This is a genomic window from Streptomyces sp. NPDC058812 (assembly GCF_042744565.1).
In the GTDB taxonomy this organism is placed as follows: Bacteria; Actinomycetota; Actinomycetes; order Streptomycetales; family Streptomycetaceae; genus Streptomyces; species Streptomyces thinghirensis.
This window is the reverse complement of the sequence record NZ_JBHYOB010000003.1, coordinates 503,586-525,326: the sequence shown is the minus strand read 5'-3', so window position 1 is coordinate 525,326 and position 21,741 is coordinate 503,586. Positions and strand designations below refer to the sequence as shown.

Sequence of the window (21,741 nt, the reverse complement as noted above, 5' to 3'; positions counted from 1 at the left end):
GCGATGACCAACCAGCCGCATCAGCCGTACGGGCAGAATCAGCCGTACGAGGGACACGACGGATGGCAGCAGGGGCAGCAGGGGCAGTCGGAGTACGACGCCCAGGCGTGGCCCGCGCACCAGCAGCCCCAGGGGCAGCAGGCGTATCAGGGCGGGCAGGGTTACGAGGACCCGAACGCCGGCCAGTACACGCAGCAGTGGCAGGGGCAGACCTGGGAGACCCAGGTGCGGCCGCCGGTCTCCGCGGAGGAGACGGCGTACCTGCCGCCGCAGGCCCCGAACGGGTACCAGGAGCCGGCGGGCACGCCGTACGGACCGACCGGCCCCTACGCGCCGCACGCGCAGCCCCAGCCCCAGCAGTACGCGCAGCCCCAGCCGTACGCGCAGCCCCAGTCGCACGCGCAGCCCCAGCCGTACCCGTCACAGCCGCAGGCGTACGCCCCCCAGCCCCACCCTCACCCCCAGCCCTACGAACCCGCCTCCCCCGTCGCTGACGCTGAGCCCGCCCCCTCCTCCGACGCGCCCGGCTACGGCCCCTCCACCCTCGCCGGGAACACGCGAGTCACCGACGCGCAGCGCGCCCGCGCGGAGGGGCGCTCGCCGATCATCGACCCGGGGATACAGCCGGCCGGGCTCACGGCGCTGCTCGGGCTGCTGCTGGCGGGCGGAGCGGCGTTCGGTACGTACGCCCTGCTCGTCCCGCTCGTCGCCCTCCAGGCCGTCACCGCGGCGGGCTGGTTCCGCCTGAACGGCATGTGGCCCGCCCGGCAGGGCATCGCGCTGGGCTTCGCGGGCGCGCTCGCCGCCGACGCGGCGATGCTGGTGTCCGACCGCTCCCCGGCGGCGATCCTCGGCACGCTCGGGGTGTGGGTGCTGCTGTCCCTCGTACTGCAACTGCGTTCGCACGCCGACCCCGACGAGCGGATGTACGGCCTGATCGCGACCGTCGCCGCGGCGGCCCTGGCGATCGTCGCGGGCGGGTACCTCGCCGCCGACGCGGACGCGGTGACGGTCGGCGCGATCGCGGTGGCCGTGGCCGTCGTGGCCCGTGCCCTGCCGCTGCCGACGCAGGCGTCCGTGGTCGTCGCGCTGCTCGCGGCGGCCGGTGCGGGGATCGCGGCCGGCTCGATGACGGACTACGGGACGTCGGGGGCGCTGCTCGGGGCGGGCGCGGCGGTGTGCGCGCTGATCGGCCACCGGGTGGCGGCCTACGACTACCCCTCCCGGTTCGTCCACTTCACAGCGGGCGTGGCCCTGCCGCTCGCGGCTGCGGCACCGGCGGTGTACGTGCTCGGCAGGGCCCTCGCCTGATCCGCCGCCCGGGCTGGACGCCGCCGAGCCGGCTTCCCGCCCCCCGGGCACCCCTGTCACAGGTGATCGACAAAACCCCGGCGGCCCCGCCCGGCCGCGTTACCCTCGCGCTGGACGGCCGCCGGTCGTCGGGGACCGCCGTCGTTGACCGCCCATGGTTGGGGAACATCGCATGCGTGCACTGCGAATACTGCTGATCGTCGTCGTGATCCTGGGCGGGCTCTTCGTGATCGCGGACCGTGTGGCGGTCAACTTCGCCGAGGACGAGGCGGCGGACAAGCTGCGGAGCACCGAGAACCTGTCCTCGACACCCGACGTCTCCATCAACGGCTTCCCGTTCCTCACCCAGGTCGCCGGCGGCGAGCTGGACGACGTCGAGATCGGGATCGACGACTACGAGGCGTCCACCGGCAACGGCGGCGAGAAGATCCGTATCGACCACCTGCGCGCGAACATGAAGGGCGTCGAGTTCTCCGGCGACTACAGCTCCGCCACCGCGGCCACCGCCACCGGCACCGCGACCGTCGGCTACGACGAGCTGATGAAGGCCACCAAGTCCGAGCCCACGGACATCGCGCCCGGCATCACCGCCAAGGTCGTCGGCCTCTCCGACGGCGGCAACGGCAAGATCAAGGTGTCGCTCCAGGCCACGGTGCTCGGTGTCGAAGTGCCCGAGCCGGTCGAGGTGCTCAGCTCGGTCACGGTCAAGGACAACGACGTGGAGGTCGTCGCCGACGGCCTGCCGGAGATCGGCGGCAAGCAGTTCGCGGAGTCCCGGATCCGGGCCATCACCGACTTCCAGCAGACCATCGACGAACTGCCGGGCGGCATCGAGCTGGACAAGGTCGAGGCGGCGAAGGACGGCGTCGAGATCACGGTGAAGGGTTCGAACGTCGAGCTGGCCGGGTAAGCGTCCGACAGGCGAGACGGTGTCGTCCGTACCGTAGATGCGACGGCGGGCACCCCGGCCCGGGGGGACATGCGGCGAAGTCCCGCCCCTTCTTCGATCCCACATCGCGGACGATCCCGTCTCATGATGCGACACGCCGGTGACATGGCCCGGTATCCGTCCCTACGATCGGTACCCATGAAGCGACAGGCGGATCTCACGAAGCGGCGGGCAGTGGACCTGTGCCGCGTTGCCGCCATGCTCTGTCGCACCTTCTGAGCGGACGGCGCCGCCGCCGTCCGTCCCCCTCACCCGCCCTGCCCAGGGCATCCGCGCGCCGCCGCACGCCCGAGCGCGCGCACCCCTCTCACCGCACGCCCCGCCGCAACTGCCCCGGAGGAGAAATCATGAGCCGCAGCGACGTCCTGGTCGACGCCGACTGGGTCCAGGACCACCTGGACGACCCCAACATCGCGATCGTCGAGGTGGACGAGGACACGTCCGCCTACGAGAAGAACCACATCAAGAACGCGATCCGGATCGACTGGACCCAGGACCTCCAGGACCCGGTCCGCCGTGACTTCGTCGACCAGGAGGGCTTCGAGAAGCTCCTCTCCGCGAAGGGCATCGCCAACGACACGCTGGTGGTCCTCTACGGCGGCAACAACAACTGGTTCGCGTCCTACGCCTACTGGTACTTCAAGCTGTACGGCCATGAGAACGTCAAGCTCCTCGACGGCGGCCGCAAGAAGTGGGAGCTGGACGCCCGCGAGCTGGTCGACGGCACCGACGTGCCCGAGCGTCCGGCCACCGAGTACAAGGCCAAGCCGCAGGACACCTCCATCCGCGCCTTCCGCGACGACGTCGTCAAGGCGATCGGCGCGCAGAACCTGGTCGACGTCCGGTCGCCCGACGAGTTCTCCGGCAAGCTGCTCGCCCCGGCCCACCTCCCCCAGGAGCAGTCGCAGCGCCCGGGCCACGTCCCGTCCGCCCGCAACATCCCGTGGTCGAAGAACGCCAACGACGACGGCACCTTCAAGTCGGACGACGAGCTCAAGCAGCTCTACACCGACGAGCAGGTCGACCTGGCCAAGGACACCATCGCCTACTGCCGCATCGGTGAGCGCTCGGCCCTGACCTGGTTCGTCCTGCACGAGCTGCTGGGCGTGGAGAACGTCAAGAACTACGACGGCTCCTGGACCGAGTACGGCTCCCTCGTCGGCGTGCCGATCGAGCTCGGCGCCAACAAGTAAGTCCGCCCCCTCAACCCTCAGGAGTACGACATGTGCGGAGCGAAGGCCGGCGGCCCCGACGCCTCGACGATCAAGCCCGGTGAGACCACGATCCAGGGTCACGTGACCCGCGACGGCGAGCCGGTGACGGGCTACGTCCGGCTGCTGGACTCCACCGGAGAGTTCACGGCGGAGGTCCCGACCTCCGCGACGGGCCAGTTCCGCTTCTACGCGGCCGAGGGCACCTGGACCGTACGGGCGCTCGTCCCGGGCGCCAGCGCCGACCGCACGGTCGTCGCCCAGCAGGGCGGACTGGCGGAGGTCGCGATCGCCGTCTGACGGCAGGCGGCACGCGGCAGCGGCAAGCGACGGCCGAAGGGCCGCGCCCCACGGGTTGGACGCCCGGGGTGCGGCCCTTCGGCGTGTCCGGACCTACCCTGGGACGTATGTACGCGCGGCGGCGGCATCGCTACTTCGTGATGATGGGCGTCTGCATCGCCCTGTTCGTCCTGGCCTGGGGCGTCGTCCGCCTCTGGTCGGTCCCCGCGGCCGTCGGCATGTGCGTGGTCGCCATGGTCATCCCCCCGCTCGCCGCGATGGTCGCCAACCGCCGCGGCCCCGACGACCGCTGGTGGGACGACCCCTCCGGCGACCCGAAGTCCGACGAGTGGTGGGACGAACTGGACGGAAAGAAACGCCCGCACTCCCGGTAGCGGCGCCTGCGTGTCGCGCCCGGGCCGCGCACCCGGTGCACGGCGTCGGGGCCGAATCGTGATCAACATCGCCGCAACCCCGGTCGTCGGCTGTGGGTCTCCTGGGTGCGCGCATACGGAACGCGCACTTCACGTTCTGTGGGGGACATCATGGAAGAGGAACCAGCTAGACCCGCGGCACCGGCCGTGCCGACGCCATCGGAGGTCCGCACGCCGCCGATCGGCGGCGCGGGTCCGTCCCGGACCGTAGAGGGGGCGGGACGACGCCGGCGGCGCGGGCGTACGGCCCTGCTCATCACTGCCGCCGCCGTGTTGGGTCTGGTCGCCGGTACCTGCGCGGGAGTGCTCGTGCAGGCGGACCGGGAGCCGACGAAGCTGCCGCCGCTGTCGCAGGCCACGCTCGCGCGCAGCGCCGGGAAGGCACCGGAACCGCTGCCCGCCGACCAGGACCGCAGGGTACGGACCGACGGTGACCTGCGTGAGCTGTTGCTGAAGAAGCCGCAGGGGGCGCGGGAGGCCGAGTGGCTGGAGAGCGTCGACGGGTGGATGGACCTCGCGACCTACACCGGAACCTTCGGAAGGCCGGACGAGCAGTTCTCGCAGTACATCCTTGACGAGTTCCGCCGCGCGGCCGTCACCGGCTGGGATGTCGGGGACGACTACAGCGTGGAGATCCGCCTGATCCAGTTCCGTCAGGAAGAGGTCATGTCGGCCGACGAGGCCAGCGACAACGGCCGGCACTGGGCCGGATGGGCCCGGGAGGAGGACACCGATCGATGGGGGATTCCCGGCACCGGTGACGGCGAGGCGTTCGTGCACAACCGCCCCGAGGCCGAGCCGGGCTCTGCGCCGGTGTACAAGGCCGAGGCGCACGCTTGGCGCGGCGACATCCAGATGGAGGTCTGGGTGACCGGAACGAAGCGGATCGACAAGAAGCTGATCATGGATCTGGCCGAGCGGCAGATGGAGCGGTTGTGAGCGAGAAGCGGGCGGGTCGCGGGCGGTGGGCCGGTGTCGTCGCGGGCGGGCTGCTGGTCGCGACGGCCGTCGGTGCCGTCGGGTACACGGTCGACACGGTCAAGGACGCTGCCCGGGACGCGGGGGCGCCCGTATGGGCGTTCCCCGAGGCCGCGGCGGACAGCAAGCAGCCGTCGGCCGGAGCCACCGGACTGGCCCGGGCCCTCGTGCCGTACCGGCCCGACGGCTGGACGCGTGGGCCCGACCTCGGGGAATTCGGGGCGGACGTCGCGTTGAGCGGCGCCCAGGCGACCGCTCTGAGCAAGGAGTCGCTGAGCGGCCTGCCCCGATCGCAGCGCAGGGAAGTGGAGAAGGAGATCGAACGCCGGCACATCACGGGCGTGGCCATGCGCAGTTACGCCAGCACCGGGGGCATTCACGACGGCGAACAGATGGGCGCCCTCTCCCTGACCGTGGTGTTGACCCGGATGAAGGACCGGGCAGCCGTGCGTTCCGGGGCGGCCGACCAGAAAGCGTTCTTCGAAGCCCTGGACGTCTTCCGGGCGGGACCGCGCATCGAGGGCCACAAGGACGCCCGGTGCTACCGCTTGCCCGCTGACTCGGACGAAGGACTCGACATGATGTTCTGCGCCGCCTATCGAGGCGACGTGCTGGTCTCCGCCACGGGCGAGGGAGTGCGGCCGTTCGGCGCCAAGAGTGTCGCCGCGCTGCTGACCGAGCAGCTCGACCGCATCGCGGAGCCCGGGGAGGCGGTGTGACCGAGCAGACCGAGCAGACGGAGCAGGCTGCTCGTCCGGTCCCACCCGCCCTGCCGCCCATGCCCGACGCTCCGCCCGTCTTCCGGGACACCGATCCGGCGAGGACGCCCCCGGTGGCGACGAAGGACCGCCGTGCGCTGCGCGCCGTGCTGCGCTGGACCGCGGCCGTCGCCGTGTTCGCCGCCGTCGGGTCGGCGACGGCGTACGGCATCACACGGACGGAGCGGACGGACGTACCCGGGCTGGCGACGCAGTCGGACGGGCGATGGTCCTACCCCGCACTCACCAGGCCGCCGCTGCCGTCCGGCAGCCCCGGACCGTTCGCCGAAGCCAACAGGGCAGGTGCCCACTACGCCGATCTGCGTTCCCTCGTGCTGCCGGCGCCCGAGGGAGCGAAGGCCGACAAGGAGTTGCACGGCACGGACGGCTGGCTCGCGACGGACGTCTTCCTGAAGGAGTACCGGGACACCGCGGAACACGACGAACTGCGGCAGAAACTCGTCGACCACGGGCTGCGCCACATCGCCGCTCGCGGTTGGACCACCGATGACGGCACCCACACCCGTGTCTACCTGCTGCAGTTCGACACCGCGGCCGTTGTGGACGAGTTGCGCAGCCGTCATCTCGCGTCGTACAGCGGCCCTGGTTACGCCGTGCGCGGTGCGGAAGAGACCGTCCCCGACGACGGTTTCCCGAGGGAGGCACAGGTCGACGACCTGTCGTACTCCCTGTACACCGAACCCGAGCCCTACGGCACCGAACACGTCCGCCAGGCATACCTCGGCGCCGGTGACGTGCTGGCCGTCGTCCTGCAGAGCCGCAAGGGCGGGGCCGAGGCGGTGCCCTTCCAGCAGACCGTGGCTCTGCAGTCCCTGCTGCTCCGCTGACGGCCCCGCGCGGCGCGCGCCCGTACGGACGCTACGTGACCGGGCGCGTGCCGAGCGGGCCCGTCCGCCTTGGAGAACGCGAGCATTTCGCCCTCAGCTGTCCTCGGGGCGCTCGGATGAGCGCCCCGAGGACACTTTTCCGTCATCTGCTCACGCTTTTCAGCAGGACTCAGTAGACGAGGGCCTGCGTGTCGTCGGCCAGCGCCTCCTGGACGAAGACCTGCGCGCCCGCGATGCGTACGCCCTCGATGACGTCCTTCTCGGTGAGGTCGCGGCGGGCCGCGCACTGGGTGCACAGGGTCACCCGGCCGCCCGCGAGGACCGAGTCGAGCAGGTCGGGCAGCGGCGCGGCGTGCGGCAACTCGAACTCGGCCGCGCGTCCCGGCACCGCGAACCAGGCGGACTCGCCGGTCAGCCACAGCGACACGTCGACCCCGCTGGCCACGGCCACCGCCGCCACCGTGAACGCCTGAGAACACCGCTCGGGCGCGTCCGCCCCCGCCGTCACCTTGATCACGAGCTTCTTCGCCATGCCGGAAGCGTAGCCCGCGCGGGCGGCGTCAGACCGCGAAGGTGATCGTCGCCAGCAGCGTCGCGACGCAGAGGACGGTGAGCAGGCCGCTGACGGTGGCGCCGTCCAGCCTGACGTACGGCCGGGGCCGGGACCCGGACCCGCGCCCCGGTGCGGGCTTCGGCGCGGGCCGAGGTGGGTGGCCCGGATGGAACGGGGGCATCGCGAAGCCGGGGGAGAGGGGTGTGCGGTCCCGTCGGGGCGAGAGCCGCTGCGCCCGCCCGCACTCCTCGTAGGGCAGTCCGCCGTCGTACGTCATGCCTTGTGCTCCTCGCGCTGGTGCTGGCGCAGCAGGACGTTCGCGTCCGTCACCGCGCTGTGGTCGAACGCCGCCCGCGCGGCCTCCCGCCGGCCGGTCAGCCGGGCGCAGGCGTCGCAGCCGGGGACCGGCGCGGGCGGCCTGCCCGGGTCGCCGGGGGCCGGGGGTGTGGCGAGCGTGCGCTCGTTCGCGGCACGCAGGCTCGCCCCGAGGCGCTCGCGGTCGGTCGCCGGGCGCAACGCGGCCGGCTCCGCCTCCCACTCCCGGCCGCCACCGAGGGGCCGGAGCATCACGCGCGCCCCGCTGCGGCCCCGGTACTCACCGACCTTGGCGGCGGCGGTGTCGTAGAGCACGGTGCCGGGCTCGTAGGTGGCCGGTTCTGTTCTCACGGGTCCGCTCCCTTACGTCAACGTCTGTACGGAATGCGACAGTTGCCCTACTCTGCGTAGTGGTGGGCAGTTACGAGCATGACCCACGCCGGGGGTCGCCAAGCCCGAAACGGCCCCAAGTTCCACAGCGGGCGGCTCAAATTCCACAAATTCCACAGCCGGGAGGGGTGCGGTGCCGCAGAGGATCGCGATCACGGGGCGGAGCCAGGAACCGAGGCAGCGGTTCGCCGAGGAGCTGCGGCTGCTGCGCGCGGAGAGAGGCGTGAGCCTGCGGGCCCTGGCCGAGGTGGTGGGCTGGGACGCGTCCCAGTTCGGCAAGCTGGAGAACGGCCACACCCTGGGCGGCCCGGAGGTGGCCCAGGCGCTCGACCAGTACTACGGCACGCCGCCGCTGCTGCTGACCCTGTGGGAGCTGGCGATGGCCGACCCGACGCAGTTCAGGGAGCGGTACCGCCGCTACATGGTGCTGGAGGCCGAGGCGGTGAGTATGTGGCAGTACTCGCCCAGCATCGTCCCCGGCCTGCTCCAGACGCCCGAGTACGCGGCCGAGCTGCTCAAGGAGGGCGGGCTGGCCGGAGCGGAGCTGGACACCCAGGTGGCGGCCCGCGTGGGACGCCGTGAGCTGCTGCTGGCGCCCGGCGGGCCGCAGTTCCGCGCGATCCTCTCCGAGACGGTGCTGCGCAGCCCTCTGCGCGACCGGGGCGAGTGGCAGGCGCAATTGCGCCATCTCGCCGCGATGGGGGAGCGCCCCAACGTCATCGTCCAGGTGCTGCCCTGGGCGGCGGGGCTGCACGGGCTGACGAACACCGACGCCATGTTCCTGCGGGGCCCCGCGGGCCGGACCGTCGCCTGGGTCGAGACGGGTTACTCGGGTGAACTCGTCCAGGAAACCACGCCTGTCGAGCAGCTCCAGCTCCGATACGATCGGGTACGCGATCTGGCCCTTTCCCCGGACCGGTCGCGGCAGTTCATCGGGCGGATGTTGGAGGAAGCGTCATGCGAGCCATCGACCTGAACGACATCACGTGGCGCAAGAGCAGCTACAGCAACCAGGACGGCGGCAACTGCGTCGAGGTCGCCCCCAACCTCCCCTCCCTCGTCCCCGTCCGGGACAGCAAGGACCCCTCCCGCGGAGCGCTCCTCTTCACCGCGCCCGCGTGGGCCGCCTTCGTGGGCGGAGTCCGACGGGAAGCGTCCGGAGGGGCCGCGTAAGCTGGGGGCGGCCCTGTCGTATGCCCCCCGCTCAAGGAGCACCCCGTGGAGATCTTCTTCGAAGCCCTGCTGGTCCTGGTCTGCGTCGGCGTCCTCGCCTTCGCCGGTCTGACCGTGAAGAAGCTGTACCAGGGCCAGCGCTGATCACCGACGCCAGGAAGTACCGCTCATGATCGAGATCCCGTCCGACCTCCACAAGGACCTCGTCCCCCTCGCCTTCCTGCTGGGCGACTGGGCGGGCGCGGGCGTGCACGACTTCCCGGGCGCCGAGAAGTGCAACTTCGGGCAGGAGGTCTCCTTCAGCCACGACGGCCGGGACTTCCTGGAGTACCGGTCCCACAGCTGGGTCCTGGACCAGGACGGGAACAAGGTCCGCCCGCTGGAGTCCGAGCACGGCTTCTGGCGCATCGACGCGAACCGCAGGGTCGAGGTCACGATGACTCGCGACGACGGCGTCATCGAGATCTGGTACGGCGAACTGGCCGACCAGAAGCCCCAGATCGACCTGGTCACGGACGCGGTGGCCCGCACGGCGGCCTCGCGGCCCTACACCGGCGGCAAGCGGCTGTACGGCTATGTCAAGAGCGACCTGATGTGGGTGGGCGAGAAGCAGACCCCCGAGGTCGAGCTGCGCCCCTACATGTCGGCGCACCTGAAGAAGGTCGTCACCCCGGAGGACGTCGAGCGCTGGGCCAAGGCCCTGCCCGATGACATGCCCGACGACGGGATCGCCTTCTTCAAGTAGGCCCCCGCCCAAGAGGTCCTAGACTCGTGGGTGTGGTGAGCACCGACTGGAAGAGCGACCTCAGGCAGCGCGGCTACCGGCTGACCCCGCAGCGGCAGCTGGTCCTCGAAGCCGTGGACACCCTTGAGCACGCGACCCCCGACGACATCCTCGGCGAAGTGAGGAAGACGGCGTCGGGGGTCAACATTTCCACCGTCTACCGCACGCTGGAGCTCCTGGAGGAGCTGGGGCTGGTCAGCCATGCCCACCTCGGGCACGGTGCGCCCACCTACCATCTCGCCGACCGGCACCACCACATCCACCTGGTCTGCCGGGACTGCACCAACGTGATCGAGGCCGATCTGTCGGTGGCCGCCGAGTTCACCGCCAAGCTGCGGGAGCAGTTCGGCTTCGACACCGACCTGAAGCACTTCGCGATCTTCGGGCGGTGCAAGGACTGTTCCCTGAAGGGCTCAACCACCGAGTCGTAGGCTAGGGCGTATGAAGAGCCCCCTGCTGTCCCTGCCCGGCGCCGTCCCAGCCGAGGGCGTGGACGAAGGCGTCGCCGCCCACTACGGCGACCTGTTCCGCGAGCAGCGTGCCCTCGCCGACGGCACCGGCTTCGTCGACCTCTCCCACCGCGGCGTCGTCACCGTCACCGGCGACGACCGGCTGAGCTGGCTGCACCTGCTGCTCACCCAGCACGTCAGCGACCTGCGGGCCGGCGAGGCCACCGAGGCGCTGATCCTCTCCGCGAACGGCCACATCGAACACGCCCTGTACCTCGTCGACGACGGCACGACCGTCTGGGCCCACGTGGAGCCCGGCAGCCAGGAGGCGCTGATCGCCTACCTGGAGTCGATGAAGTTCTTCTACCGGGTCGAGGTCGCCGACCGCACCGCCGACACCGCGGTCGTGCACCTGCCGGCCGGCTCGATCACCGAGGTCCCCGAGGGCGCCGCCGTCCGGGAGACGCCGTACGGCCGTGATCTCTTCCTGCCGCGCGAGGGGCTGGAGGCGTTCGCCGACCGGGCCGGTCCGGCGGCCGGGATCCTCGCGCACGAGGCGCTGCGAGTCGAGCAGCACCGTCCCCGCCTCGGTTTCGAGACCGACCACCGGACCATCCCGCACGAGCTGGGCTGGATCGGGACGGCCGTCCATCTGCAGAAGGGCTGCTACCGGGGGCAGGAGACCGTCGCCCGGGTGCACAACCTCGGCAAGCCGCCGCGCCGCCTGGTCTTCCTGCACCTGGACGGCAGCGAGGTCCACCTGCCGCCGAACGGGGCCGAGGTGCGCCTCGCCGACGACGGTCCCGACGGCCGGAAGATCGGCTTCGTCACCACGTCCGTACGCCACCACGAGCTGGGCCCGGTCGCCCTCGCCCTGGTGAAGCGGAACGTCCCGGTGGACGCCCGCCTGATGGCGGAGGCCACGGCTGCGGCCCAGGAGACGGTCGTAGAACCCTGAGAGCCCGGGGCCCCGGGAGGAGCCCGGGGCCTCAGACCTCGACGATCACCGTGAACGGGCCGTCGTTCGTCAGCGACACCCGCATCTGTGCGCCGAAACGGCCCGTCGCCACGGTCGCGCCCAGCGCGCGCAGTCGCGCGACGACCTCGTCGACGAGCGGCTCGGCCACGTCGCCGGGCGCGGCGGCGTTCCAGGTGGGGCGGCGGCCCTTGCGGGCGTCGCCGTAAAGGGTGAACTGGCTGATCACCAGCAGCGGTGCGTCGATGTCGCTGCACGACTTCTCGTCGTGCAGGATCCGCACCGACCAGAGCTTGCGGGCCAGCTGCGCCGCCTTCTCCTTGGTGTCTTCGTGGGTGACGCCGACCAGGACGCACAGGCCCTCGCCGTCGATCGCTCCCACGGTCTCGCCGTTCACGACGACGTTCGCGCCGTCCACCCGCTGTACCACTGCACGCATCCCGTCATGATGCCGTGCGCCCCTAGGGTGTGGGCACACGGGCCCGTACCGGGGTTTTTTTCGCTCCCTAACCCCCCCATCTGGGGCCGTTCGGGGCCGATCGTGGGCACTCGGTCACATAGCGGCCACTTGGGGTGGCACGATGCTCCCCAGAGGCCGGTCGAGGGGACGGTAGAGGCATATGAGCACACCGAGTACGGGGCAGCCGCTTGGGACTGTCGCGTTGACATATCCGGGTGGCCTGGAGGCGCCCCGGCCGCCCGTACAGCGCACGGACAGCCCGGAGCTGCCCGCGGATCCGCCGGGGCACGACCTGATCGCGCTGAGCCTGCCGGAGCTGCGCACGCTGCGCCGGGACGCGCAGCGCGAGGAGGCCGACCTGAGCTACGTACGGCGGCTGCTGCAGGGCCGTATCGACATTCTGCGGGCGGAGTTGGCGCGGCGCCGGCCGGCGTCCGTGGTGACCACCGCGGCGAAGGGGTCCGTGGTCGAGCGGCTGTCGGAGATCCTGACCGACGCACCGGCCCGGCAGCGTTCCTCCGCCCGGCACGTGACGCTCGGCACTCCGCGGAGCGAGGAGTGCCGGCGGCTGGCCGCGGAGATGCTCGGCGAGGTCGAGCTGTCCGACCTGACGGCCCGCACCGACGTCGAACTGACCGCCGGAATGGGCCGGCTCGTGCGCTACGAGCAACAGGTCTCCCGTCGGCGGCAGCGGCTGCAGCGCACGGCCGACGACTGCAGCGCGGAGATCGCACGCCGGTACCGTGAGGGGGAAGCACAAGTCGACGACCTGCTCGTGTGACACGAGGGACGGCTTCCGGAGCCGCCCTCCGGGGCCCGGCGATCCCGGGCCGTCGCCGCGGCGGGCCGTCCGTCCGGAAGGCCACCGCCGATGCCCGCGTCGCAACCGTTCCCTCCCCCGACGGCCCAGCCGTCCCAGCCCGCGCCCACGTCCGCCCTCTCGCCCGTCGTACCGCCCGTCCTCGCCGAGGTCGTCCGGTCCGGTTTCGTCGAAGGGCGGCACCGGGGCAGCCTGGTCGTGCTGGGCGCCGACGGTGCCGTGGAGCTGGCGCTGGGGGAGGTGACGGCGCCGGTCTTCCCGCGCTCCTCGAACAAGCCGATGCAGGCGGCGGGCGTCCTGCGGGCCGGCCTGGACCTCGCGGGGGAGCGGCTGGCGCTGGCCGCCGCGAGCCATTCCGGGGAGCCCTTCCACCGCGGCCTGGTCCGCAGGATGCTGGACGAGTACGGACTGGACCCGGCCCTGCTCCAGTGCCCGCCCGACCTGCCCCTGGACGCTGAGGAGCGGGACGCGTACCTGGTGTCGGGCGCGGCGCCCGACCGGATCACCATGAACTGCTCCGGCAAGCACACCGCGATGCTGGCCGTCTGCGCGCGGCGGGGCTGGCCGCTGGAGTCGTACCTCGACCCCGAGCACCCGCTCCAGCGGATCATCCACAGGGTTGTGGAGGACGCCGCGGGCGAGCCGGTCGCCGCCGTCGGCACGGACGGGTGCGGAGCGCCGCTGATGGCGGTCAGCCTGGTCGGGCTGGCCCGCGCCTTCCGCTCCTTCGCCGGTGCCGAGCCGGGTTCGGCGGAGCGCCGGGTCGCCGACGCGATGCGCGCCCACCCCGAGTACGTCGCCGGTACCCGCCGCGCCGACACCTGGCTGATGCGCGAGGTGCCCGGCGCGCTCTCCAAGATGGGTGCGGAGGCCGTCCAGGCGGTGGCCCTGCCGGACGGCCGCGCCCTGGCCTTCAAGGTCGAGGACGGAGCGACGCGGGCCCTGGGCCCGGTCCTGGCCCGCGCGCTGACGCTGCTGGGCGTGGAGGGGCCGGTGGTCGACCGCATCGGCCGTGCGCCCCTGCTGGGCGGCGGACGCGAGGTGGGGGAGGTCCGGGCGGCCTTCTGAGAGCGGGCGGCCCGTTTCGAGATCGGGCGGCCTGCCGAGACCGGGCGGCTCCCGGAGAGCGCGCGCCCTTCCGAGGGGCCGGGGCGGGCGGCTTCCGGGACGTCGGGGCGGGCAAATCCGCGCGACGCCGGTGCGGTCGCCGACCTACCGTGAGCGCATGACCCGCCGCACCGACATCGACGTACGTCCCATCACCGAGGCCGAGTTCCCCGACTGGAACCGGGCCCTGAACACCGGATTCCTCATGCCGCCCGCCGTCGCCGCGGAGCAGTTGGAGGCCCGGCGCAACCAATTCGTGCCAGGCCGGCTGCTCGGCGCCTTCGACGGCGACCGCTGTGTGGGGACCTTCCGGTCCTTCGACCAGCAGGTCACCGCCGTGGGCGGCGCGCTCGTGCAGGCCGACGCGGTCTCCAACGTCACCGTCACCGCCACCCACCGCCGACGCGGCGTACTCACCCGCATGATGGCGCAGGACCTGGCGGCGGCGAAGGACCGGGGCGACGTCGTCGCGACACTGATCGCGGCCGAGTACCCGATCTACGGCCGCTACGGCTTCGGCCCCGCCACCACCATGACCGAGTGGACGGTCGACGTGCCGCGCGCCGGTCTCGACGCGCGCTGGGCGGCCCCGGAGGACGGCGGCCGGATCGACCTCGTGGACGGCGAGGACGTCCGCAAGCTCGGCCCCGAACTGCACGAGCGGCTGCGCCGGGCCCAGCCAGGCGCGGTGAGCCGGCCCGAGCTGTGGTGGCAGACCCGGACCGGGGTCGTGAGCACGGACGGTTCACCGTGGACCGAGCCCTTCTACGCCGTGTACCGCTCGGCGGACGGCGAGGTCGAGGGCATGGCCTCGTACAGGTCCGACGACAAATGGGGCGACGCCAAGCAGCCGCTGAACACGGCGACCGTCGACTGGCTGTTGGCCGTGACGCCGGACGCCGAGCGCGCCCTGTGGCGCTACCTGTGCTCGATCGACTGGATCACCACGGTGAAGAGCGGCTGGCGGGCCCCCGACGACCTGCTCCCGCACCTCCTGCCGGACCCGCGGGCGGCCAGGATCAGCACGCAGGCGGACTGGCTGTGGGTGCGCATCCTGGATGTCGTACGGGCGCTGGAGGCGCGGACGTACGAGGGGCAGGGCTCGCTGGTGCTGGAGGTCGCGGACCGGGGAGGGCTGACCGGCGGGCGGTGGCGGCTGGAGGCGGGAGCGGACGGGGCGTCCTGCGCGCCGACCACCGAGAGCGCCCACCTCGTGCTCGACGTGGCCGAGCTGGCGGCGCTGTGGCTGGGCGACGAGTCGGCGGTGCGGCTGGCCGCGCTCGGCCGGGTCCGGGAAGAACGAGCGGGCGCCGCCCGTGTGGCCGACGCCCTGCTGCGTACGTCCAGGCGGCCTTGGTGCCCGGACATGTTCTGAGGCGGCTCCCTTCTGCCGGTGACGGGTGGGTGTGCGCATCCGTAGCGCTTGCTCTTCGGTTGTGGTTGTTGTGCCGTTGTTCAGTTGTGGTTGTCGTGCGTCGTGCTGACTGACTGCCCGGGCTCCCGGCTCCCCTCCGGAAGGGGGCCCGGACAGCAGTACGTCGGTTCAGCCGGACTGGGCGAGCAGCATCACGAGGATCACCGCGCCCACACCGCCGATCAGGGTGTTCTTCGCCTTGATGCCGATGGACAGCGCGACGAACGCGATGATGCCCATGGGCCCGTACTTCCATTGCACGAGCTGCTCGAACCCGATGGCCAGAGCGGCGACGACGATGGCGATGAGCGGCATGGTTGACCCCCTGTCACCGTGGTGGCCAACCCCCTGAAGGTCCGACCACGTTGCTCAAGTTGGCTGCCAACTTCACTGTACTTATCTCCGCTTGGGCCCGTCTCATAACCACCTTTCCGCGAACTGCCTAAAGATGGCGAGAAGTTGTAGTGTTTGGTCGTGGAGCCGGAACATGCCCCCGTCAATGGGCGGAAGAGACCGCAGCGGCCACAGAGAACACACCGCGAGGTGGCCGACGAACTGCGCGCCCGGATCAGGTCCGGTCGGCTGCAGCCGGGCCAGCGCATGCCCACCCAGGCCCAGTTGGCCGACGAGTTCGGCGTGGAGCGCGGCGCCGTCCGCCAGGCCCTGCGCATCCTGCAGTCGGAACGTCTGCTCACCAACGTGTCCAAGGGGAGCCCCGCGACCGTCGCGCCCGACCTCCACGGCGCCCTGACGGGGCCCGCGGCGCCGCCGATGCCCACCACGGCCGCCCTCGCGCCCCGGATCGCCGAGGCCTTCGCCGCCCCGCACGTCGAGATCGACGCCCTGTGCCTGACCTCGGTCTCCCTCACCCTCGCCATCGGCGAACCGCTGCGCCACATCCACGCGGGGCGACTGAAACCGGCCAAGATCGACGTCCGGGTCCTGCTGCCGAGCCGGAACATCGACCTGGCCTTCCCGGTGGCGGTGGCCGGGCGCGGGGCCGGCGACCCGGTGCACGAGCGGTGGCTGGCCATGCGCAACGCCCAGGGCCAGGTGCTCCAGCACAACCTGCTGGGCCTGCGGGCCACGCACGGCATCGACGTGCGGGTAACCTTCCGCGCGCTGCCCTTCACGCCGCCGGTGAAGCTGTACGTGCTCAACGGCGCGGAGGCCCTCTTCGCGTACTACACCCTCAGCCGGCGCGAGCAGGAGATCGACCACGAGCCGATGGAGATGTACGACGCGGAGGGCATCCGCTCGACGCTGTTCGCCTTCGAGCAGGGCGGTGGCCTGCGCGACGGGGTGTTCGTGAAGCAGTCGCGGCTGTGGTTCGACGCGCTGTGGGAGACGATCAGTTCGGAGCTGGTGCTCACCACGTAGCTGACCACGTAGCTCACGACGTGGCTCATCACCTGATCACCTCCCGGTCACAGCGCGGGGCCCGCGACCAGCAGGGCCAGCACCACCGCTCCGACGGAGCTGACGGACGGGCTCTTGGCCTTGATGCCGATGGTGAGCAGGAGCAGGCCGACGATGCCGGAGGCGCCGTACTTCCACTGGACGATCTGCTCGAAGGCGACGACGAGGACCGCGGAGACAAGGGCGAGAACGGGCATGGTCTTTCCCCCTTCGGAAGTTTGGGACGGGAAACTTCCGCCAACTAGACCAAGTTGGCAACCAACTCTGACTATGTTGTCCCCACTTGGCTACTATCTATAAACAAGTTTCAAACAACTCCCTGTAGGTAGGCCGAAGTTGTAGCGTTTGGTCGTGACTCAGGAGAACGTGTCCGTGAACGGCAGCAGAAGGCTCTCGTCCCAGGAGATCGCCGAGATCCTGCGGGAACGGATCCGCGGGGGAGACCTCAAGGCGGGCGACCGCCTGCCCACCCAGGCCGAGCTGGCCGACGAGTTCAAGGTGGAGCGCGGCACCGTCCGCCAGGCCCTGCGGGCGCTCCAGGAGGACGGCCTGCTCACCAACGTCAGCAAGGGCAGCCCGCCCCGCATCGCCGAGCCGGCCACGCCCCGGGGCGAGCCGCAGCCGACGATGGTGGCGCTCGGGCCGCGGCTGGCGGAGGCGTTCTCGGCACCGCGGGTGCGGGTCGACGTCGTGTGCCACACCTCGGAGACATTGATGCTGGCTCTGAGTGAGCCGCTCCGCCTGATCCACGAGGGCCGCATCCACCCGGAGTCCATCGAATTCCGCGTCCTGATGCCGTCGAGGGACATCGAACTGGCCTTCCCCGTCCTGGTCGAGGACGCGGAGGACGACCCGGTCCACCAGCGTTGGCTCCAGATGCGCAACGCCCAGGCCCGGGTGCTCCAGCACAACCTGCACGCCGTACGCTCCACCCACCGCGTCGACGTGCACATCGCCTTCCGCGCACTGCCCTTCACCCCGCCGATGAAGCTCTACCTGCTCAACGGCGACGAGGCGCTCCTCGGCTACTACATGCTCACCCGGCGCGAGGAGGAGTACGAGAGCAGGACACTGGAGATGTACGACGCCCTCGGCTCCCAGTCGCTGCTGTTCTCCTTCCTGAAGCGGGCGGGTCACCGGGACGCGGTGTTCGTGGAGGAATCACAGAAGTGGTTCGACGCCCTCTGGGAAACCATCACCTCGGACATGACACTCTCCTAGTGACTTCTGATACGGATCAGACGGAACCGGTGGCCGAGCAGGCCGATGGGCTGAGGGATCTGGTCCTGGGCGCCCGGTTCGTCCTGTGGGACTTCGACGGCCCCGTCTGCAGGCTGTTCGCGGGCTACTCCGCGGACCGGGTCGCGGGCGAACTCGTGGACTGGCTGGAGCGGTTGGGCCTCAAGGAGCTGCTGAGCGAGGAGGAGCAGGTCCATCCGGATCCGCACGTCCTGCTGGGAGCGGTCGACCGCAGGCGTCACCGCAGCGACCTCGCGGCCGACTTCGAGGAACGGCTGACCCGTGAGGAGCTGCGCGCCGTGCCCACCGCGCGGCCGACGGCGTACGCGGACCCCCTGATCCGGACCTGGGCCGCGCTGGGTGTCGGACTGGCGGTCACGACCAACAACTCGCCGCGTGTGGTGGGCGAGTACCTCACCACGCGGGGCCTGCTGGACTGCTTCGCCCCCCACATCTACGGCCGCACCCGGGATCTGCACCTGCTCAAGCCCGACCCGTACTGCCTGAACCGGGCCCTCCAAGCGATGGGCGCCGCCCCCGGGCAGGCCCTGATGGTCGGTGACACCACGTCCGACCTGACCGCCGCCCGGCGGGCCGGGGTGCCGTTCCTGGGCTACGCCCGCGACGACGAGAAGGCGAAGCTCCTGAGACAGGCCGGCGCGGAAACGGTCGTGTACTCACTGGAGCCGGTACTGAAACTGCTGTGGGAGGACGGCCGGGTGCGCGGTCACGCCTGAATCACGACGTCAGGACGTTCTCGGGGCGGGACCGCCGGCCGATCCCGTGCGACGGGTGTCCGGGGTCCGGGTGGCGGGGTCGATTCGCCCGTTCCGGTCACCCGAGTTGCTCAAGTGCGTTCCGAATACTGGAGTACTTCCAGCGGGCCGCTGTCCTGGCTGTACTGTGTGCCCACTTTCTTCGTCGCAGCATGAAGACCTGGCGCGTCGCAAGCCCCTCCTGGAGCCTCCGTGAGTCGTCCGTCCCCGCTTGGCAAGCCGGCACTGGAGCGGGCGGCGGACGAGGCGTTCGACCGGTTCCTCGCTCACGCGACGGCACTGGGGCGGTTCGGACGGGGTCACCACAACCTCAACTACATGGTGCGCCCCCTCACCGCCGAGGACTCGCGGCTGGTCGCCGCCGAGAACGGCGCGCCGGTCACCGTCCGCAAACGCGTCCCGTCCGCCCTGCCGGTGGTGATCCGGACCTGGCAGGACGAATCCGACCTGCTCAACCGGATCTGGGGAGTGCTGCACAACGTCCCGCGCTGTCTGGCCAAGCACCGTGACGTCGTCGTCCTCAGCTACGTCGATGGCGTGCCCCTGTCGAGCGTCTGCCCGGGCGACACGCCCGTCGACCACGACCTGATCGTCGCGCTGGCGGGGCTGCTCGCCGACATGACGCGGGTGCGCAGGCAGCACCTGCCTCCGCTGCCGGTCCACTGGCCCCGGTCCGGCCGGGACGGCAGCGCGTTCCTCAGAGCGCTGGCGTTCGCGGCCGAGGAGCAGATCAGGCAGCGCAACCGGGCGGAGTTCGGCGGCCTGTTCGCCATGCTGGGCATTCCGGAGGACGCCCTGGTCCGGTTCGCCGAAAGGGTGCCCACCCTCGTCAGCCGCCCGTTCAGCCTGCTCCACACGGACCTGCACCGGGACAACGTGATCGTCTCCTACGGCGGGAACCCCCCACTGACCTGCGTCGACTGGGAACTGGCCAGTTACGGCGACCCCCTCCACGACCTCGCCACCCACCTGGTGCGCATGCGCTACCCCGAGTACCAGTGGCCGGAGGTCATCGAGGCGTGGCGCAAGGTGATGGGGGAGCGGCGCGGCAAGGCCGTCAACGGCCTGGACCGGGACCTGAGGCACTACGTCGCGTTCGAGCGGGCCCAGTCCGTCTACCCGGACGTCATGCGGGCCGCGAAGTCGCTCGGCGACCGCTTCGACCAGCGGGACCTGGCCGCCGCGACCCGGGCGGTGCGCCGGGCGCTGGTGGCGGCGGAGGAACCGTTGCGTCTGAGGAGCGTGCCGGACGAGCCGGCCATCGAACGCATCCTCTTCCGGTGGAACGAGTCGCACGGCGTCCGGCCCAGCCGGGGGCGGCCCCCCTTCCAGATCGTGTGGGAGCGCGACCGAAGGGTCCGCATCCGCGGTGACTTCCCCGCCCGGGCGGTCAGCCGGGCGCTGCTGGAGGAGGGCACGGCCGCCGCCGACCGGGTCTTCAAGGGAACCGCGCATCTGAACACGGCCGTGCACGTCGAGGGCGTCGGCTTCCCCGTCATGGTCCGCCGCAAGGTGGGCGCCGCCGAACCCCTGGAGCGCCGGTTCCTCAGCGAGCACGCCGTGCTGACGGCGATCGAACGCTCCAGGGCACGCGTACGGGCTCCGCGGGTGCTGGCCCTGGGCACCAGCGGGCTGCGCGAGCAGTTCACCATCCACTCCTACGAAGGGCCGGCCGGTGGCTTCCGCCCCCCGGAGCATCCCGAGCACGGGCTGCGCCCGCACGAGGCGGACGACCTCGTGGACCAGTTGGGCGAACTGGCCGAGGTCGAGTGCGGAGAGCTGGACCCGCTGAACGGGGCCGCCTTCTATCCCTGGCTGCGCGGCGAGCTGGTGCGCATGGTGAGCGAGCTGCCCAGGGCCACGATGGAACTGGCCCGCGAACTGGGTCTGCCGGACAACGTGCGGCTGGCCGAGATCCTCACCCGGCACACCCTGAGCCGGCGCAGGCCCGTACTGCTGCACGGTGACCTCAACCCGTGGAACCTGGTGCGCCGCCCGGACGGGGGCCTGACGCTCATCGACTGGGAGATGGCCATGGTGGGCGACCCCCTGTACGACCTCGTCCGCCACATGCACCTCACGCCGACGCGGCCGGAGATCCGCGACCGCATGTTCCGGCGGTGGGAGCGCCGGCTGCCGCCCGACTGCGCCTGCGACTGGCACGACGACTGGCGGGTGTACCGGTGGATCGAGACCGTCCGCTCCGCCTACGTCGACCTCCACCGCCTGGTGACGGGCGCCGGCCTGGAGGCACCCAACGTCAGTCGCGCCGTCCAGACCTACGCGATGACGCTGGCCGAGGCCACGGCGGCCCTGGGCCTGCCGGACAAGCCCATGGCCAGTCCCTACCTCGCCCGCGCGCTGCCGCACGCAGACCACGGGGGGCCACGGGCGGCCCTGGTCCCGGCAGACGCCTGAGCCGGGGCCGGCGGTCCCGGCGTAGGGTCGTCGCATGGTGGAGACCGGCCTGCGTGAGCGCAAGAAGCAGCGGACGATCCAGTCGTTGTCGGACATCGCCATCGGCCTCTTCGTGGAGAAGGGGTTCGACGCGGTGTCCGTCGCCGAGGTGGCCGCCGCGGCCGAGGTGTCCAAGCCGACGCTCTTCCGGTACTTCCCGGCGAAGGAGGACCTCGTCCTGCGCCGCATCGCCGACCACGAGGGCGAGGCGGCACGGGTGGCGGGGGAGGGGCCGGCGCCGCTCCCCGCGCTGCGCCGGCACTTCCTGGCGGGGCTGGAGCGGTCCGACCCGGTGACCGGGCTCAGCGACCATCCCGACGTACTCGCCTTCCACACGCTGCTCTACGGCACCCCCGCCCTCGTGGCCCGGCTGCACACGCACCTGGAGCGGTCGGAGTCCGCGCTCGCCGAGGCCCTCGGCGGCGACCTGGAGGCCAGGCTGGCCGCCGGGCAGATCATCGCCGTGCAGCGGATCCTCGCGCAGGAGAACTGGCGCCGGATCGCGGGCGGGGAGGGCGTGGCGGACGTGCGGAGTGATGCCGTGGCGGCGGCGGAGCGGGCGTTCGGCAGGCTGGCGGCGGGGCTGCCGGGGCTCGCCGGCCGGAACCCGGCTCATCCCGCGACTGAGTAAAAAATGTAAC

Annotated in this window: 27 protein-coding genes; 21 read left to right on the top strand and 6 right to left on the bottom strand. The window is 71.5% G+C overall.

Annotated features, from left to right (window positions below; all coding sequences use genetic code 11):
• Nucleotides 1-3 precede the first annotated feature (3 nt).
• From ACFW48_RS09275 to ACFW48_RS09240, 8 genes are all read left to right on the top strand, one after another.
• Nucleotides 4-1,311, top strand: a complete 1,308-nt coding sequence (locus tag ACFW48_RS09275; RefSeq protein WP_386311950.1) for a hypothetical protein — start codon at nucleotides 4-6, stop codon at nucleotides 1,309-1,311.
• Between the two features lie 172 nt (nucleotides 1,312-1,483).
• The gene (locus ACFW48_RS09270) at nucleotides 1,484-2,221 is read left to right on the top strand and encodes a DUF2993 domain-containing protein (protein WP_386311948.1); all 738 of its coding nucleotides are present in this window, start codon (nucleotides 1,484-1,486) and stop codon (nucleotides 2,219-2,221) included.
• A gap of 386 nt (nucleotides 2,222-2,607) precedes the next feature.
• Nucleotides 2,608-3,453 (top strand): sulfurtransferase, encoded by an 846-nt coding sequence (locus ACFW48_RS09265; protein ID WP_386311945.1) that lies wholly within the window; start codon nucleotides 2,608-2,610, stop codon nucleotides 3,451-3,453.
• 30 nt (nucleotides 3,454-3,483) lie between these two features.
• Entirely contained in the window at nucleotides 3,484-3,771 is a 288-nt protein-coding gene (locus tag ACFW48_RS09260) for a DUF1416 domain-containing protein (protein WP_121747762.1), read from the top strand.
• A gap of 107 nt (nucleotides 3,772-3,878) precedes the next feature.
• Nucleotides 3,879-4,145 carry a DUF3099 domain-containing protein gene (locus ACFW48_RS09255; protein WP_345635902.1) on the top strand — a complete coding sequence of 89 codons (267 nt, stop codon included), beginning with the start codon at nucleotides 3,879-3,881 and terminating at the stop codon, nucleotides 4,143-4,145.
• Between the two features lie 150 nt (nucleotides 4,146-4,295).
• Nucleotides 4,296-5,123 carry a hypothetical protein gene (locus ACFW48_RS09250; protein ID WP_386311942.1) on the top strand — a complete coding sequence of 276 codons (828 nt, stop codon included), beginning with the start codon at nucleotides 4,296-4,298 and terminating at the stop codon, nucleotides 5,121-5,123.
• Nucleotides 5,120-5,881, top strand: a complete 762-nt coding sequence (locus tag ACFW48_RS09245; RefSeq protein WP_386311940.1) for a hypothetical protein — start codon at nucleotides 5,120-5,122, stop codon at nucleotides 5,879-5,881. The genes ACFW48_RS09250 and ACFW48_RS09245 overlap by 4 nt, the downstream gene beginning before the upstream one ends.
• A 59-nt stretch (nucleotides 5,882-5,940) precedes the next feature.
• A complete protein-coding gene (locus ACFW48_RS09240; RefSeq protein ID WP_386312099.1) occupies nucleotides 5,941-6,768 on the top strand; it encodes a hypothetical protein in 828 nt (275 codons plus the stop codon).
• A 169-nt stretch (nucleotides 6,769-6,937) separates the two neighbouring features.
• Here the strand turns inward: ACFW48_RS09240 and ACFW48_RS09235 are convergent, their stop codons facing one another.
• The 3 genes from ACFW48_RS09235 to ACFW48_RS09225 are packed head-to-tail and all read right to left on the bottom strand — an operon-like array spanning nucleotide 6,938 to nucleotide 7,987.
• A complete protein-coding gene (locus tag ACFW48_RS09235; RefSeq protein ID WP_386311937.1) occupies nucleotides 6,938-7,300 on the bottom strand; it encodes a DsrE family protein in 363 nt (120 codons plus the stop codon).
• A gap of 28 nt (nucleotides 7,301-7,328) precedes the next feature.
• Nucleotides 7,329-7,598: a hypothetical protein gene (locus tag ACFW48_RS09230; RefSeq protein WP_386311934.1), complete on the bottom strand. Its 270-nt coding sequence runs from the start codon at nucleotides 7,596-7,598 to the stop codon at nucleotides 7,329-7,331.
• Nucleotides 7,595-7,987: a hypothetical protein gene (locus ACFW48_RS09225; protein ID WP_386311932.1), complete on the bottom strand. Its 393-nt coding sequence runs from the start codon at nucleotides 7,985-7,987 to the stop codon at nucleotides 7,595-7,597. Before ACFW48_RS09225 ends, ACFW48_RS09230 begins: the two co-directional genes overlap by 4 nt.
• 172 nt (nucleotides 7,988-8,159) lie before the next feature.
• Between ACFW48_RS09225 and ACFW48_RS09220 the strand changes: the two genes are divergently transcribed.
• The 5 genes from ACFW48_RS09220 (at nucleotide 8,160) to ACFW48_RS09200 (ending at nucleotide 11,390) form a co-directional block, all read left to right on the top strand.
• Nucleotides 8,160-9,002: a helix-turn-helix transcriptional regulator gene (locus tag ACFW48_RS09220; RefSeq protein WP_386311930.1), complete on the top strand. Its 843-nt coding sequence runs from the start codon at nucleotides 8,160-8,162 to the stop codon at nucleotides 9,000-9,002.
• Nucleotides 8,984-9,199 carry a DUF397 domain-containing protein gene (locus tag ACFW48_RS09215; RefSeq protein ID WP_386311928.1) on the top strand — a complete coding sequence of 72 codons (216 nt, stop codon included), beginning with the start codon at nucleotides 8,984-8,986 and terminating at the stop codon, nucleotides 9,197-9,199. The genes ACFW48_RS09220 and ACFW48_RS09215 overlap by 19 nt, the downstream gene beginning before the upstream one ends.
• A gap of 169 nt (nucleotides 9,200-9,368) precedes the next feature.
• Entirely contained in the window at nucleotides 9,369-9,944 is a 576-nt protein-coding gene (locus ACFW48_RS09210) for an FABP family protein (RefSeq protein WP_386311926.1), read from the top strand.
• 32 nt (nucleotides 9,945-9,976) lie between these two features.
• The gene (locus ACFW48_RS09205) at nucleotides 9,977-10,414 is read left to right on the top strand and encodes a Fur family transcriptional regulator (RefSeq protein ID WP_121747840.1); all 438 of its coding nucleotides are present in this window, start codon (nucleotides 9,977-9,979) and stop codon (nucleotides 10,412-10,414) included.
• Between the two features lie 10 nt (nucleotides 10,415-10,424).
• Entirely contained in the window at nucleotides 10,425-11,390 is a 966-nt protein-coding gene (locus ACFW48_RS09200) for a YgfZ/GcvT domain-containing protein (protein WP_386311923.1), read from the top strand.
• A 31-nt stretch (nucleotides 11,391-11,421) separates the two neighbouring features.
• On the opposite strand, the gene dtd is transcribed toward ACFW48_RS09200, so the two are convergent.
• A complete protein-coding gene (gene dtd, locus ACFW48_RS09195) occupies nucleotides 11,422-11,847 on the bottom strand; it encodes a D-aminoacyl-tRNA deacylase (protein WP_337306866.1) in 426 nt (141 codons plus the stop codon).
• A 181-nt stretch (nucleotides 11,848-12,028) separates the two neighbouring features.
• Here dtd and ACFW48_RS09190 point away from each other — a divergent pair, with 181 nt between their 5' ends.
• From ACFW48_RS09190 to ACFW48_RS09180, 3 genes are all read left to right on the top strand, one after another.
• Nucleotides 12,029-12,649, top strand: coding sequence for an aerial mycelium formation protein (locus tag ACFW48_RS09190; protein WP_310872623.1), 621 nt, complete (start codon nucleotides 12,029-12,031; stop codon nucleotides 12,647-12,649).
• A gap of 90 nt (nucleotides 12,650-12,739) precedes the next feature.
• A complete protein-coding gene (locus tag ACFW48_RS09185) occupies nucleotides 12,740-13,756 on the top strand; it encodes an asparaginase (protein ID WP_386311921.1) in 1,017 nt (338 codons plus the stop codon).
• A 157-nt stretch (nucleotides 13,757-13,913) separates the two neighbouring features.
• Nucleotides 13,914-15,170 (top strand): GNAT family N-acetyltransferase, encoded by a 1,257-nt coding sequence (locus ACFW48_RS09180; protein ID WP_386311920.1) that lies wholly within the window; start codon nucleotides 13,914-13,916, stop codon nucleotides 15,168-15,170.
• A gap of 168 nt (nucleotides 15,171-15,338) precedes the next feature.
• Here ACFW48_RS09180 and ACFW48_RS09175 read toward each other — a convergent pair whose 3' ends face one another.
• The gene (locus ACFW48_RS09175; protein ID WP_386311917.1) at nucleotides 15,339-15,524 is read right to left on the bottom strand and encodes a hypothetical protein; all 186 of its coding nucleotides are present in this window, start codon (nucleotides 15,522-15,524) and stop codon (nucleotides 15,339-15,341) included.
• A gap of 153 nt (nucleotides 15,525-15,677) precedes the next feature.
• Between ACFW48_RS09175 and ACFW48_RS09170 the strand changes: the two genes are divergently transcribed.
• A complete protein-coding gene (locus tag ACFW48_RS09170; RefSeq protein ID WP_386311915.1) occupies nucleotides 15,678-16,589 on the top strand; it encodes a FadR/GntR family transcriptional regulator in 912 nt (303 codons plus the stop codon).
• Nucleotides 16,590-16,636: 47 nt separating this feature from the next.
• On the opposite strand, the gene ACFW48_RS09165 is transcribed toward ACFW48_RS09170, so the two are convergent.
• Nucleotides 16,637-16,825, bottom strand: a complete 189-nt coding sequence (locus tag ACFW48_RS09165; protein ID WP_345635879.1) for a hypothetical protein — start codon at nucleotides 16,823-16,825, stop codon at nucleotides 16,637-16,639.
• A gap of 148 nt (nucleotides 16,826-16,973) precedes the next feature.
• On the opposite strand from ACFW48_RS09165, the gene ACFW48_RS09160 reads away from it, so the two are divergent.
• From ACFW48_RS09160 to ACFW48_RS09145, 4 genes are all read left to right on the top strand, one after another.
• Nucleotides 16,974-17,849 carry a winged helix-turn-helix domain-containing protein gene (locus ACFW48_RS09160; RefSeq protein ID WP_386311913.1) on the top strand — a complete coding sequence of 292 codons (876 nt, stop codon included), beginning with the start codon at nucleotides 16,974-16,976 and terminating at the stop codon, nucleotides 17,847-17,849.
• Nucleotides 17,849-18,604, top strand: a complete 756-nt coding sequence (locus tag ACFW48_RS09155; protein WP_386311911.1) for an HAD family hydrolase — start codon at nucleotides 17,849-17,851, stop codon at nucleotides 18,602-18,604. The genes ACFW48_RS09160 and ACFW48_RS09155 overlap by 1 nt, the downstream gene beginning before the upstream one ends.
• Nucleotides 18,605-18,961: 357 nt before the next feature.
• Nucleotides 18,962-21,061, top strand: coding sequence for a phosphotransferase family protein (locus ACFW48_RS09150; RefSeq protein WP_386312096.1), 2,100 nt, complete (start codon nucleotides 18,962-18,964; stop codon nucleotides 21,059-21,061).
• Between the two features lie 34 nt (nucleotides 21,062-21,095).
• Nucleotides 21,096-21,731 carry a TetR/AcrR family transcriptional regulator gene (locus ACFW48_RS09145; protein ID WP_386311909.1) on the top strand — a complete coding sequence of 212 codons (636 nt, stop codon included), beginning with the start codon at nucleotides 21,096-21,098 and terminating at the stop codon, nucleotides 21,729-21,731.
• Nucleotides 21,732-21,741: the final 10 nt, after the last annotated feature.